Annotated in this window: 11 protein-coding genes; 4 read left to right on the top strand and 7 right to left on the bottom strand. The window is 56.6% G+C overall.

Translation table 11 applies throughout. From position 1 onward, the window contains the following. The first annotated feature begins 18 nt into the window (after window positions 1-18). Entirely contained in the window at window positions 19-861 is an 843-nt protein-coding gene (tcdA, locus tag A6R74_RS18425; protein WP_064235932.1) for a tRNA cyclic N6-threonylcarbamoyladenosine(37) synthase TcdA, read from the top strand. After that, window positions 858-1,076 carry a DUF1653 domain-containing protein gene (locus A6R74_RS18420; RefSeq protein WP_064235931.1) on the top strand — a complete coding sequence of 73 codons (219 nt, stop codon included), beginning with the start codon at window positions 858-860 and terminating at the stop codon, window positions 1,074-1,076. Before tcdA ends, A6R74_RS18420 begins: the two co-directional genes overlap by 4 nt. 51 nt (window positions 1,077-1,127) lie before the next feature. Here the strand turns inward: A6R74_RS18420 and A6R74_RS18415 are convergent, their stop codons facing one another. Continuing rightward, window positions 1,128-2,096: a helix-turn-helix transcriptional regulator gene (locus A6R74_RS18415; RefSeq protein ID WP_064235930.1), complete on the bottom strand. Its 969-nt coding sequence runs from the start codon at window positions 2,094-2,096 to the stop codon at window positions 1,128-1,130. 228 nt (window positions 2,097-2,324) lie between these two features. Here A6R74_RS18415 and A6R74_RS18410 point away from each other — a divergent pair, with 228 nt between their 5' ends. After that, complete coding sequence (locus A6R74_RS18410; RefSeq protein ID WP_064235929.1) at window positions 2,325-4,520, top strand: CHASE2 domain-containing protein; 2,196 nt, start codon at window positions 2,325-2,327, stop codon at window positions 4,518-4,520. A 7-nt stretch (window positions 4,521-4,527) separates the two neighbouring features. On the opposite strand, the gene A6R74_RS18405 is transcribed toward A6R74_RS18410, so the two are convergent. The 4 genes from A6R74_RS18405 to A6R74_RS18390 form a co-directional block, all read right to left on the bottom strand. Next, window positions 4,528-6,210, bottom strand: coding sequence for a FecR family protein (locus tag A6R74_RS18405; RefSeq protein WP_064235928.1), 1,683 nt, complete (start codon window positions 6,208-6,210; stop codon window positions 4,528-4,530). A 9-nt stretch (window positions 6,211-6,219) separates the two neighbouring features. Beyond that, the gene (locus A6R74_RS18400) at window positions 6,220-7,644 is read right to left on the bottom strand and encodes a hypothetical protein (RefSeq protein ID WP_064235927.1); all 1,425 of its coding nucleotides are present in this window, start codon (window positions 7,642-7,644) and stop codon (window positions 6,220-6,222) included. A gap of 108 nt (window positions 7,645-7,752) precedes the next feature. Further along, on the bottom strand, window positions 7,753-8,511 hold the full coding sequence (locus A6R74_RS18395) for a 3',5'-cyclic-nucleotide phosphodiesterase (protein WP_064235926.1): 759 nt from the start codon (window positions 8,509-8,511) through the stop codon (window positions 7,753-7,755). 103 nt (window positions 8,512-8,614) lie between these two features. After that, window positions 8,615-9,250 carry a cyclic nucleotide-binding domain-containing protein gene (locus A6R74_RS18390; RefSeq protein ID WP_064235925.1) on the bottom strand — a complete coding sequence of 212 codons (636 nt, stop codon included), beginning with the start codon at window positions 9,248-9,250 and terminating at the stop codon, window positions 8,615-8,617. 165 nt (window positions 9,251-9,415) lie between these two features. Here A6R74_RS18390 and A6R74_RS18385 point away from each other — a divergent pair, with 165 nt between their 5' ends. Continuing rightward, on the top strand, window positions 9,416-11,422 hold the full coding sequence (locus A6R74_RS18385) for a RecQ family ATP-dependent DNA helicase (RefSeq protein WP_064235924.1): 2,007 nt from the start codon (window positions 9,416-9,418) through the stop codon (window positions 11,420-11,422). Here the strand turns inward: A6R74_RS18385 and A6R74_RS18380 are convergent. Together A6R74_RS18380 and A6R74_RS18375 are read right to left on the bottom strand one after the other, a co-directional pair. Beyond that, the gene (locus A6R74_RS18380) at window positions 11,419-12,840 is read right to left on the bottom strand and encodes an FAD-dependent oxidoreductase (protein WP_064235923.1); all 1,422 of its coding nucleotides are present in this window, start codon (window positions 12,838-12,840) and stop codon (window positions 11,419-11,421) included. The genes A6R74_RS18385 and A6R74_RS18380 overlap by 4 nt on opposite strands. Continuing rightward, complete coding sequence (locus A6R74_RS18375; protein ID WP_064235922.1) at window positions 12,840-13,787, bottom strand: polysaccharide deacetylase family protein; 948 nt, start codon at window positions 13,785-13,787, stop codon at window positions 12,840-12,842. Before A6R74_RS18375 ends, A6R74_RS18380 begins: the two co-directional genes overlap by 1 nt. Window positions 13,788-13,790: the final 3 nt, after the last annotated feature.

Raw genomic sequence — 13,790 nt, 5'->3', positions numbered from 1 at the left:
ATACCACCTGCTTCTTCAATGCCCACGGTTAATGTGGAACCTGCATCTGCAGACTATGAGTTTCGTTTTGGCGGCATTCGGCGCCTTTACGGGCAGCGCGCGGCCAACGCGTTTCGTCAAGCCCATGTGGTGGTGGTTGGCGTTGGCGGTGTGGGTAGTTGGACGGTTGAAGCGCTGGCTCGCTCGGGTATTGGCAAACTAACGCTGATTGATCTTGATGACGTGTGCGTTTCCAACGTTAACCGCCAGCTCCATGCGCTGGATGGCACCATTGGTCAGCCCAAGGTGGAGGTGCTTGCCGGGCGTTGCCGCCTGATTGCTCCAGAAATTGAGATTATGGCCGACACCGCCTTCGTCACGCCCACCAACCTTGCTGAGCGCATTCCCGATGACGCCGACCACGTGGTCGATGCCATCGACAGCGTGATTGCCAAAGCTGCGCTCATCGCCTGGTGCAAGCGGCGCAAAATCCCCATTACCGTCACCGGCGCGGCGGGTGGTCAAACCGACCCCACGCGTATTCAGGTGGCGGATTTAACCCGCACCGAGCACGACCCGCTGCTCTCCAAAGTACGCTCGCGGCTGCGCCGGGATTACGGCTTTTCCCGCAACCCCAAGCGGCGATTCTCGGTAGAGTGCGTCTACTCCGACGAGCAGTTGGTGTATCCCAGCGCCGATGGTGAAGTGTGCCTGCAAAAGCCGGGTGGCGGCGACGCTACGCGCTTGGATTGCGCCTCCGGTTTTGGCGCGGCGACCTTCTTGACCGGCACCTTTGGCTTCGTTGCCGCTTCTAAAGTGCTAGAGCGACTCGCCAAGAAAGCCAATAAGCCCGCCGCCGCCACACAAGAGGAAACTAAATGACCACGCCTGTTCCTGGCATTTACCGTCACTACAAAGGCAATTTGTACGAAGTGATGGGCACCGCCCAGCACAGCGAAAGCGAAGAGCCGCTGGTGGTTTATCGCGCCCTGTATGGCGACTATGGCCTCTGGGTGCGCCCGCTTGAGATGTTTACGGAAACGGTGACCAAAGAGGGCCACACCCAGCCCCGCTTTGCGCTGGAGAAGGCGTTTTGACAATCACGCTAAACGTTTAGAGTGAATAGACGCAAAGTCTGCGGGTCTGTGTTAGGTGTATTTTGATCGGCCAACGCCCCGAGCCTCGCCTGGGGTGATTCCAAAGCGCCGTTTAAACGCACGGTAAAACCAGGAAAGGTGATTGAAACCCGAATGTAGGGCGATATCGTTTACGGAACGTTGCGCAGCCTGAGAGGATATCAGCGTACTAAAGGCGCGCTGAAGACGCTGTTCAACCAGGTAGTCGGTAAAAGAAGTGTCCGCATTCTTGAACAACGCCCGGATATAGCTTGGCGATACAGCGTGGCGTCGTGCCAGGTCATTTAAGGTGATGGGCGTCCGCGCATGAGCGTTAATATCGGCTTTAATGGCTTTTAATCGTGCTGCGCGCAGGCCTCCACGCTGGGCATGCTCGCTGGCCTCTGGCGTGGCTCCAAGTGCCAGGCACGCCAGATCCAGCAGTTGATTTGTCAACTGAGAAGTGGGTTGACCGTCAACCGCACCGGGGCATTCTGTCAGTGCCAGCGAGAGCCGGCTAAGGTGCTTTAACGATTCGCCGGGCAAAAGCAGGTGTTTGGGCAGGCGATCCATATCGCCAAGCAGCGGCGCCAGTTGCGCGCGTGAAAACGCCACGCTTAGAAAGTTAACCCGCTCGCCGTAAAAGTCGACGCTACCTGACTGATGGTTATAGACGACGCGTGCTCTGCCCGGCGTGCAAGCAAGAGAATCATGGGCTTGGAGGTGAGAGAGCCAGCCGCCCAGGCCACCGGGATGGATTAAAAGCGTAATATCATCGTTGCCATCAGCGACTTGTGGGTTTTCACGCGCCGCATGCAGCGATGATGCGGTCACCCGAGCGATGGAAATTCCCGGCAGTAGCCTGATGCGTGTTTCAACATGCGGAATCTGCTTTCTGGGCGCATCAAGCTGTACTTGCGCCATGGCGCTGTATATATCCTGCGCAGCCTCCAGGCGTTCGCTGGGTGCAAAGTCGTCTGTTGAAAATGAAAAAAAAGCCATGGCTGTCTGATGGGTTATTAGAAGTGTTATTTATCATTAGTAAGTATTATGAACGTTGAAATCAAGTAGGCTGATTGTCTCAGGGAAAAGTGTAACCTGCAGAAAACCACTAAAAGAAGTTAACCAATCAGGATGGTTAACGTAGGACGATAATTGAGTTTTTTAATAAAGTAACAACTTATATTGTCCGTTATAGCGTCTTAGCATCAGGCAAATAAGGTCGCGGGTATGTCGAAAGTTTATGCCAAAAAGGGGCGTTGGCTGCAATGGGGCGGCGGCATTGCCATCGTGGTGGCGCTGTTGCTGGATCTGGTGGGCTGGATGCCGCTGCCGTTTCTGGAGCGCTTGGAGTGGCAGACTTACGACGCCCGTGTGCGGGCAACGCTAAGCGAGGAGGCCGCCGACCCCTCGCTTGCGATCATTGATATTGATGAGCGCAGCCTTTATGAGGTGGGCCAGTGGCCTTGGCCGCGCACTGTCGTCGCTGAGCTGGTAGAAACACTGTTTGAGACCTACGATGCGGGGTTGCTGGGGGCGGACATTGTGTTCGCCGAGCCTGAAGGGCGGGTGCTTGAATCGTACTGGGAAAGGTTGGTAAGCGATTACCCCGAGCTTGCAGCGCGCTCTCCACCTGAAAGTGGCGATGCGGTACTGGCCAATACCCTGGCTAACTACCCGGTCGTGCTGGGGCATTATTTTCAGGCAAGTATTGCCGAAAATGACCCGCCGCCGGTGGGTGCGTTGCCCGCGCCGGTGGCGGTGAACGAGGGTGACTCGCTTGCAGTCCCGAAACCCGAGCGCTTTACCGGCAACCTGCCCGAACTGCAGCAAAGCGCGATGGGCGGCGGTTTTTTTGATAACCCACACGTGGATGGCGACGGTGTTTTTCGCCGGGTACCTTTATTGCAGCGCTGGGAGGGCGAGCTTTATCCGAACCTGCCGCTTGCGATGTTAATGGCAATGATAGGCGGGCCGACGATTGAACCGCAGGTGGGTGAGGGCGCGGGCGTGGCGCAACTGGAAGCGCTGGACGTCGGCGGCTTTAAAATTCCGGTAGATAATCAGGGGGCGGCGCTGGTGCCGTGGTACGGCGAGCGGGGGCATTTTGCGTATATTTCAGCCGTCGATGTACTCAACGAGCGCGTCGAGCCTGAAGAGCTTGCTGGTAAAACATTGATTATGGGCGCTTCAGCGCCCGGCTTGATGGATTTGCGCTCAACCCCGGTGGGGGGTGTGTACCCCGGGCCGGAGATCAATATGACGCTGCTGGCCGGGATGTTGCACCAGAGCTTCAAATCCCAGCCGCCGTGGGTGGCGGGAGCGGAACTGGTGAGCCTGGTCTTGCTGGGGGCACTGATGACATTGTTGTACCCGCGTTTAAGCGCTCCCGTGTTGCTCGCGGTTAGCGCGGGGCTACTGGGTCTAACGCTGGGCGGTAACCTCTGGGCCTGGCAACAGGGGCTGGTGTTGCCGCTGGCCTCTTTCGGTGTGCTGCTGGTGCTGCAGATGCTTTGGCACCTGGCACTGAATTTTTTACACGAGTCGCAGCATAAACGTTGGGTGGCCGAGCGCTTTGGCCAGTATGTGCCGCCCAAGCTGGTGGATGACATGATCGACAGCGGCGAGAGCCTGGGTCTTGCGGGTGAAGAGCGCGAGCTAACCGTGCTGTTTTCAGACGTGCGCGGTTTTACGGCGTTTTCTGAGACGATTCCGCCTGCTGAGCTGACCCATGTCATGAACCGGCTGTTGACACCGCTGACCGGCGCCATCCACGCCCACAACGGCACCATCGATAAATACATGGGCGATGCGATCATGGCGTTTTGGGGCGCGCCACTTCACGATGCCGCGCACGCTGAGCATGCCCTTGAAGGGGCGTTTGCCATGCTGGAAGCACTTGAGGATATCAACCACACCTTCACCCAGGAAGGTAAGCCTGCCCTGGCGATGGGCATAGGCCTAAATACAGGCCCTATGAGCGTGGGCAACATGGGTTCGAGCTTCCGCATGGCCTATACCGTGATGGGCGATAACGTCAATTTGGGATCGCGCCTGGAGGGTCTGACCAACGCCTACGGAGTGAGCGTGCTGGTGAGTGAGGCGACCGCGCACCAAGCGCCCAACTGGTGTTTCCGCAAGCTGGACAAGGTTCGGGTCAAGGGCCGCGGCGCGCCGCTTTGGGTGTTGGAGCCGATTGGTAAATGGCAGGCGCTAACCCAGCGCCAGCGCGAGTGGCAGGCAGCGTTTGAGCAGGCTGTGGCGCTTTATCAGGCGGCGGCGTTTTCTGAGGCGCAAGCGGCGTTCAACGTGCTTGACGACCAACAAGACCCGCCCACCCAGCTATATTTGCAGCGTATTGCGTATTTCCAGCAAGCCCCTCCCCCCGACGACTGGGATGGGGTGTGGGAGCATACTGAGAAGTGAATTCAGCTCACTGAGGGTTCGGTGGTTCAATGATATTTTCATCTAGTAGCCTTTGAAATAAGCCAGTGCCGCTATAGTTGCCCAGGTCACCGGAAGCTTCGATCAGACTCATAATGGCGGCGGCGTCTTCGGCGATATATTGGCCTTGTAGGCTACCGCCGCTTTCAAAGCAAACGGATTCGCAGCCTGTGTGGGTAAGGCTGATGCTATTTATTGGGAAAGTTTCGAAAGTATCGCTGCCTGCTTCAGTGACGAGGCCACCAAACAGTCGACCAAGCCCTTCCAACCTTATATCTACTTCCACGCTGCTTTCCGTGCCACTACTTGCGAGTGTGATGGTGCTGTCGCCAAGAATGGGAATAACATTATTGCCTGCTTCGCTGATAAGCCCGGTACCGCCTACCCAGTTAAAGGCCACGCCCTCGGCTAACTGTCCGTTTATTGCATCGAGCGCTTGGTTGCTTAGCTCGTTGCTTAGCGAATCGGCTAACTCATCCGAGACAGAAATAAAGGGAATACTGCTGCCAATGGGCGTGTCCTCCGGGGCGAAGGGGTCAGGGGAGTCAGCGTTCCAATAGCCCCATACCACTTCGCCACCGGCGATATTTTCGCTGCCTTGGGCAGTAGGCGTCGTATTTTCTACGTAAAAGCCATTGAGAAGGTCGCTGCCGATAATCGTTGTTAAACTGTTTTCGGTGTTAGGCGGGAAGTCGATCCAGACCTCGGCTTCGGGCTCAGGTTCGGGCATCGGTTCTGGTTCAGATTCTTGGTTGACGTCGTCTTCTAAATTATCAGCAAAGGCGCGGGCACGGTTAGATTGTTCTTGGGTGAGGTTGGTGGTTTGCTCACGCTGAAGTTGTTCATTGGTGACCGGTGCGAGCGCTATTCGGTCGAAAAACGTGCCGTCAGCAGCATCGCTATCGGTATTGGCATCCAGCGTGATACTGGCAATGGTCGTGTTGCTGCCAGCTTGCTGGGAGGTGTCTGCGCTTGGGCTTTCATCCTCTTGGCGGGTTTGCTGGCGGCGCTGGTCTTCCAACTGTTCAAAAATCGCTATGCCGTCAACCAGAAATTCTGGCGTGGCATCCAACGTGGCGGAAAAAACGACTTGTCCCGGGCGCACAATACGCTCGCCAGCGTCAGTTCTCATGGAGAGCATACCACTCTCTACATATAAGTAGCTGCCGGTAGCCATGCCGGGCAAGGGGGGCGCTTCGCCTTCGGGCACGTGAACCAGTTGAAAGCTGGTGCCGCGAATGCCCATGGTGGCTACCGGTGTTTTATGGCTGACGTTTTCGGGAGCATTACGTCCAATCAACCCGGTCACAGCGCGTAACCCGCCGCGCAGCAGCTCACCGCTCTGTACGGATTCTTCAGGGTTTTCTTGGTCTTCGTTATAGCTCTCCAGGGTGTAGGTGCTTTCTGGCTGAATGGCTTTGGTGCCACCGTCGCTATAGCGGATCTGCAGCGTACTGGCGCTTTGCGTTCGGAAGGTGTCGCCAGCGAAGATATCATCACCGCGCTCGGCGGCGATCCGTTCTCCGTCGCGCTCAATTGAGGCATTGCCGTGAATAAACATCACCTTCCCGGCGGGGGTGTTGGCCCACACGACCATGGGGATAACCAGGCTGCCGACAGTGGCATGGAGCGATACCCAACGGGCAATGGAGTGTTGTATAAAACGAGCCATAAGCCCTCCTTAGAACAGGTAGCGCACGCCAACCTGGGTTTGCAGGCGAGTCGAGTCGTAAAATTCGATGGTGGCGTCACGCTGTTCATAATTGGCAGAGGTTTCGACCAGCCAGTGGCGGTTGAGCTGGTAGAGCCAGCTCAACCGCGCTTCCCATATCTGCTCCTCACGGGCAGTGGGCTGGTAGCGGCTGGTGATGTTGTTAACGTCATCCTGATAGTTGCGTTCGCGGTAACCCACATCGCCGCGTATGAGCTGGCGGTTGCCAATGGGGACATCCAAACCCATCCCGACCTGCCAGTGGTTGAGGTCACCGCCCGCGCGCTGTTGGTTGCCAGTGCCACGGGCCCATTCTTTGCCCACCCGCGCCTGCCAGCGCACATTGACGTGAGTAAGCGGGGTGGTAAGTTCAACCCCCAGGCGGCCCGCGTCGTAATCGCTTAGCGCGTTGTCAAAGTCGTTACGTTGGGCGCGAAGTTGCCAGGTGAGCTGGCTGTCGGTGCCTACCGTGTAGGCGTAGTGTCCGCTAAGGCCCCAGCGGGTTAATAGGGGATCCTGGTTGGCTCCACCCCAGCCTTGCAACACGTTGGGTTGCAGTGTCCAGGTGTGGCCGTTGCTTAGCTCGCGCTGGTAGGCAGGCGCTAGCTGTAACAGCGTCAGGTCAATTTCCTCGGCGCTATCCTGAGTGTAACGCTGGGTTTGGGCAGTGGCGTCAAGCAACCAGCGTGATCGTTCGTCAATCGGGTAGCGCCCCCGGTAATTGGCTTGAAGCCGATGGTAAAGACTTGAGCGGCTGGCAAAAGTGATGTCGTCGAGCTGGTTGGGGCCGTCGGGCTCCAGGGCACCGCTATCGATGAGTTGGTCAACCACATCGCGTAGTGACGGGGGTAAAGGATCAAGTTCGATATCACGACTGTAGCGCTGGGGGTTGCTATCGTAGCCAAGAGCGACGCCTACGCTCAGATTATGCTGTGGGTCGTTGTCTTCCCCGCGGCGCTGTTTGATGACTTCTTTGAAACGGCGAATGGCCGCTTGTGCTTCTGGCGGAGGGGAGAGTGCTTCCAGGCGCTCAATTTCCTCTTCAGCGGCGCGGCGCTGATCCAATTGCAGTAGCGCGGCGACGCGTTCCATTCGCGCACCTGCGTGTTCCGGGGCTGCTATCAATACCCTGTCCAGGGCAATCAACGCGTGGGAGACATCTCCTGCTCGCAGCGCAAACACACCCAGCCAGTAGTCAAATTCGGGCTCACCGCTGCGGTCGACCTCAACGGCTTTCATGCTTGCGTAGGCGGCGTTGGCGTCACCTTGCTCTAGCATTTGGCGAGCGTTTTGTAACGTGTCTTCATAGGCATGGGCTTGTGTAGTTAATAGCAGCCCCAGCGCGATACTCAGCAGGCAGTAAAGACGAAAAGGCCGGACTGTTATTGATCTCATAGGCAACCCCAGTTCCTTGCTAACTATACGGATGCCAGTGTACGGGGTGGTAAAAGGTATGGCTTCCACTCAGCGCTACACTTGTGACTTATTCCTCTAGCGGTTTTATCAAAGAGCCTGCCATGGCTGTGTCCCAGGCAGGGCGGCATTAAGCTGCTGGATAATTTTTGACCGATACGGTGGTTTCAGGTGGGTTATCAATAGCTTTTTAGGGGGTATCGCCACCCGGTTAACTAGTTCGGCGAGCCGCTGTGGGGTCAAGTGGTAAGCTGATTCGGCAAGGCAGTCTAGATCGTTGGGGAAGGCACACTCAATCACCAGCGTGTCGAGTGCGCCTAGCCGGTTAAGCGATTGGATGGTGATATCGGAAAGCCCGGTATCGCCGCTAAACGCGACGGCGCCTGTCGGGCTACTTATCCAATAACCACAGGTGGGAACGCCATGAGTAACGGGAAACGGGGTCACTGAGACGGTGTCGTCAAATGTATACATATGCCAGTGGGTGAGCGGCATATAACGCAGCACAGGGTGTTCTGGAGAGGGCAGTTGGGTGAAATCAGGCCAAATAACATGATTGAAAATATGTGTCTGGAGGGCCTTGATAACGTCTGGCAGCGCGTAAACAGTCAAGGCTTGGCGGCGTGATACAAGCGATTCAAACAGGCTGTCGATGAGCAGCGGCAGGCTGGCAATATGGTCAATATGGGCATGGGTCAACAGGATGTTTTTAAGGCCACTCATTTGTTCGTTGCTAAGTCGATTAACGCCTGTGCCAGCATCCAGCAGTAGGGTGGGCGTGAGCAGAAAAGCGGTGGTTCCTTGTGTGTGCTCTAGGCCTCCGCTAGTGCCAAGAGGGGTGATATTCACAACGCTATCACTCCTTAAATGTTAGAGCTAAATGGGTCAGCCGCATAAGAGATGTCGTCAACCAATAGTGTTTTTGCTGTTTTATAGTGGCCGGTTGGGCTTTTTATCGCGCCAGTTTAGAGGCCATATCAAACCCTATGATGCTTTGTATCGCATTTTTCATCTCAGGGTCGCGTTGGTATAGCCGCTCAAGAACCGAGGATGGCCAAATTAAGTAACGTACCGGCTCGTTTGCGATCACATCAGCACTGGTTAATCGGCCGGTAATAAAGCTCATTTCACCGGCAAAGTCGCCTGGGGAAAGCGTGGCGCGTTCAATGCCATTAACCTTAACGCTGGCGCTACCTGAAAGCAAAATGATAAGCGCACGCAGCTCTTCCCCTTGTTCGATTAATGCCTCTCCAGGCTGTATTTCATGGGGCTCCGCCTGCTGTAATAAGCGGCGCATGCGGCGAGGTTTAAGCAGCGAAAAAGTGGTTTTGTGCAGCCACTCTTCTTCTTGGGTGAGTTTAATCGGGCGGCGTTGGAGCAGTAAGATCGTTAAGTTGATGGCATTAATCGCAATAAAGGCGATTTGCCAGGACATAGCGCCATAAAGTGGCGTGGATTGAAAATAAAAGTACGGTAACGTGGATAACGCCGCCAAGATGGTAATGGCGCGTAGCCACGCCATATCACGAACAATATAGGCCAAACAGAAAAGGATATTAGCGATAAAAAAAAGCCCAACACTGAGCATCCCATCTCCAAAAATTAATTCATCGCATCATAGCGGTGGCACCATGCTACACAAAAATATTAGCGGAATCGCAACGAATTTGATGGTTTGTGGTATGGATTTACCCCTGCCGGTAGTATCGACATAATGGCATCGGCTAGTGCCCTGTTATCTTCTGGAGAACGTATGTCCCCCACATCACCCCAGCAAACGCTGAAAGACGTATTCGGTTTTGACGACTTTCGTGGCGGCCAGCAGGCGGTGGTTGAAAGGGTATTGGACGGTCACTCCACGGCAGCGATTTTTGCCACCGGCGCGGGCAAGTCGCTTTGCTACCAGCTTCCGGCGCTGCATCTTCCCCATCTCACCCTGGTGGTATCGCCGTTGCTGGCGCTAATGCAGGATCAGCTCTCCTTCCTGACTCGCCACGGCATCGTGGCGGCAAGTATTGATTCTACCCAGGATCGTGACACCACCCGCGATGTCATGGAGCGGGCTAAAAGCGGCGAGCTGAAGATTCTGATGATCTCGGTGGAACGGCTGAAGAACGAGCGTTTTCGCCACTTTCTGCGCCAGGTTCAGATATCGTTGATGGTAGTTGATGAAGCCCACTGTCTTTCCGAGTGGGGGCATAACTTCCGCCCTGATTATTTGAAGCTGCCGGACTACCAGCGCGAGTTTGCTATTCCCCAGGTGCTGCTGCTCACCGCCACGGCAACGCCGACGGTGATCGCCGATATGGGCGAGAAGTTCGCCATCGCTCACGATAACGTCATCACCACAGGCTTTTATCGTTCCAATCTTGAGCTGCTGGTGGCACCCGCCATGGAAGATCGTCAGCAGCAGTTGATTGAGTGGCTGAAGTCACAGATACAGCCGGGCTTTGAGGCGCCGACGATTATCTACGTCACCCTTCAGCAAACCGCCGAGCAGGTAGCTAAAGCACTGGCGGCTCAGGGTATTGCTGCTCAGGCCTATCACGCTGGGTTAGATTCCCAGCGGCGAGATGAGATACAGCGCCAGTTCATGGGCGGCGTGTCGTCTTGCATTGTTGCCACCATTGCCTTTGGGATGGGCATCGATAAGGGCGATATTCGCAATGTAGTGCATTTTGATCTGCCCAAATCCATCGAGAACTACAGCCAGGAGATTGGTCGGGCTGGGCGCGATGGGCTGCCTTCCACCTGCCTGACCATGGCTGGGCGTGACGGCCTGCGGGTGTTGGAAAACTTTGTTTATGGTGATACCCCTGAATACGCGGGCATCTATCGCCTGCTGGAAGAGATTGCTGCGGCAGGCCAAGCGCCAGACCGCCAGTGGGAAGTGCTGCTCAATACGCTTTCCCGGGATACCAATATCCGCCTGCTGCCGCTGAAAACACTGCTGGTGCGGCTGGAGATGCACGGCATTATCGCGCCGCGCTTTGCGTTTCTCGCCGAATATCGGCTGCGCTATCATAGTGAGCCGAATGAGCTGATAAGTCGTTTTGAGGGCGAGCGCGCGGCATTTGTGCGCTTGCTGGTCGACAATATTCCCATCGCCCGCACCTGGGGAACGGTGGATTTTGACCGCTTGCATCATGCCGGGCAGGCCCAGCAGATTGATGCCTCCCGCGCTCGCGTGATTACTGCTCTTGAGTACTTTCAGGACAAGGGCTGGCTGACCCTGGAAGGTAAGCGTATGACCGACGTTTACGAGGTCTGCCAGCCTGAGTTCGCCATTGAAACGTTGGCGAGCCAGCTATATGACGACTGCCTCAATCGCGAGCGTATCGAGATTGATCGTCTGCAATCCATGCTGACGCTGTTTGAGTCTGAGAGTTGCCTAACGCGGCGATTAGCGGAGCACTTTGGTGATAGCACGTTTGACGCACCGCTTCAGAGCGAACAGGGCCGCTGCGGCCACTGCTCGGTATGTTACGGGCACCCCGTTAGGCTGCCGGAAGCGCCGCCACTACCCACGCTATCGGATAATGACTTCACACGCTTTGCCGCCCCGTTTATTCAGCGCCACACCGAACAACTGGGCCAGCCACCTAATGCCCAGCGGTTGGCGCATTTTCTGTGCGGTTTAACCATGCCGGTCTTTTCGCCGCTCAAAGCGCGTAGCATTAGCGGCTTCGCGGTTTTCGAGCAGCGCGGCTACCCCGACGTGCACCAGTGGGCAGAGGCAATGCTGTCGCTAGGCGGTTAGGGCAATACCGCTGAGCTGAGCTTTAAGTGCAGCAACTCAGCGGCGCTTTTACCTGCCACTGCACCCAGCACCACGGCGCTAAGCAGCCCGTTACCGGAGAGATAGCCACTGTCGTTGGAGCCGGAAACCCCGCGAGCAGCACCGCCTGCGGCGAACAAGTTGGGCAGCGCCTGGCCTTGGGTATTGAGCACCCGTGCCGTGGGATTCACCTCTAAGCCGCCCTGGGTATGAAACAAAGCACCAGTCACGCGAATAGCATAGTAGGGCGGTTTGATTAGGTTGGCGGGTTCAAAACGGCGACCAAAGGTGTCTGCTGTTTGTTCTTCGGCATGCTGCTGCATCTCCGCAAAGGTAGCCTGTAGCGCTGTTAGCGGCAGGTTCAAACCAGCGGCCATCTCTTCAAGGCTGGAAAAACTGCGCACCGCGCCGCTCTCCTGAGCATTACGATAATCTTCAAACGCCTGGGCCGACTCATGAATCCGCGCATCAAAAAGGTTCCAGGCCACCTGATCAGGCTGGGCCAACACCTTGGCTGCCTGTTCGGAGTAGCCGCCGTGCTCGTTGGAGAAACGCTCGCCGTTTATATTGACCTGAATGCCGCCTTGCATCATCAGCGCCCAGCTAATCAAAATCTGGTGGGGCGTGGCGAGTGATCCATGCCCCTGGCATGCGCCCAAATCCTTCGTGCTAGCGCCCATGGCCTGACCCCACAGTAAGGCGTCGCCCTGGTTGCCTTCATGGCCGTAATACAGCGCGTTTTTTAGCGTCGGCAGATAGCGTTCAACCAGCTCAACGTTACCGCCATAGCCATTACAGGCCAGGATCAGCGCGTCGCAGCCAATGGTTTCGCGGCTGCCATCAGGGCGTTCGAGCGTAATGCCGCGCACGCGCTGTGTGGCATCAACGTACAAATCGACTACCCGTGCCTGGGTCAATATATCGATACCCGCCGCCTCACAGGCGTTAAGCAGTGCGCCCATCAGCTCTTCACCGGTGCGTCGTGGCGTTGCGTGCATGCGCAGGTGGCGGTGGCCGGGGTAGAGAAAGCCTTCTACCAGCTCAAAGGGCACGCCGTGTTGATCTGCCAGCCACTCAATGGTTTTGCCGGATTGGCTGGCGAGTAGCTCGACAATCGCCGGGTCTGCCTCAAATCCGTTCTTCTTTTGGATATCCTCCGTCATGGCTTCAGCGGAATCCTTGACGCCAAGCTCGCTCTGAAAACGCGTATTAGCAGCGGGAATAAACCCCGACGACATCGCCGTGCTGCCACGGGGAAGCGCATCGCGCTCTAGCACTGCAAGTTCAACACCGGCTTCCTGGGCAGCCAGTGCGGCGACTAAGCCGCAGGCTCCCGCACCGATAATCAGCAGCGGCAGATGGGCATCAAAGCTGTCGTTGCTATAGGGAAGTATCGCCATTACGCCTGCTCCGCTACATGATGAAATGCATCAAGAATCTCGCCTGCCGGGGCCTGCCATACCTCGGGGTGCCCGCTAATGTGCGCGAGCACCTCTTCCAGGCAGGCAATCCGGTGAGGCTGGCCGACTAGCCAGGGGTGCAGGTTCAAGGCAAAAAGCCGCCCGCCCTGCTCGCGGGACTCTTCCAACAGGAAATCAAAAGCGTCTTTCACTTGAGTCACCCAGGAATCTTCCGAATGCAGGTTCTGGCTCATCACAAACTGATCTTCGATCTCGGTCGCCAGGGGCATCATGGTTAGATTGCCCACTTGGGTTTGGCTTGTTTGGGTGAAGCATGCATAGGGCATATCGTCGTTGACCCAGTCGGCGCAGTACTCAATGCCGTTTTCCGCCAGCAGGTCGGGTGTGTTGAAGCTCTGGTGCTTGGCCGGGCTTAGCCAGCCGCGAACGGGCTGGCCGGTGACGCGGCGCAGGGTTTCCACGGAGCGCTTGACCAGCTCGGCCTCTTCTTCAATCGGCTGGCCGCCGTAGTGCAGGTGATCCATGTTCCAGCCATGGGCGATAAATTCACCGCCGTGCTCTTTCAGGCGCTGCACCAGATAGGGCGTTTGCTCAGCGAGCTGGGCGTTGATGGCGAACGTGGGCGTGATGTTGTGTGCCGCCAGCGCTTTGAGCACGCGATAGATTCCCACGCGGTTGCCGTAATCGCGCAGCGAAAAGTGACGCAAGTCCGGGTAGGGCATGGTCATGCCATTAGGCACTTTAAACGGCTTGCCGCGCTGGTTTAGCGGATAGAACTGCAACGAAATATTGATCCACACCGCCAGGGTTTTACCCTCCGGCCAAGTGACCGGTGGGCGTTCACTTAGCATCGACCAGGCATAGCGCTCGTGGTCGTAGCCCTGGCGACGGTGGGGGTAGTCGAGATAGTCGTCATTAAGCGCCATAGC

It is taken from the genome of Halomonas sp. ALS9, from assembly GCF_001651035.1.
GTDB lineage: Bacteria > Pseudomonadota > Gammaproteobacteria > Pseudomonadales > Halomonadaceae > Vreelandella.
This window is presented reverse-complemented; position numbering and strand designations above follow the sequence as displayed.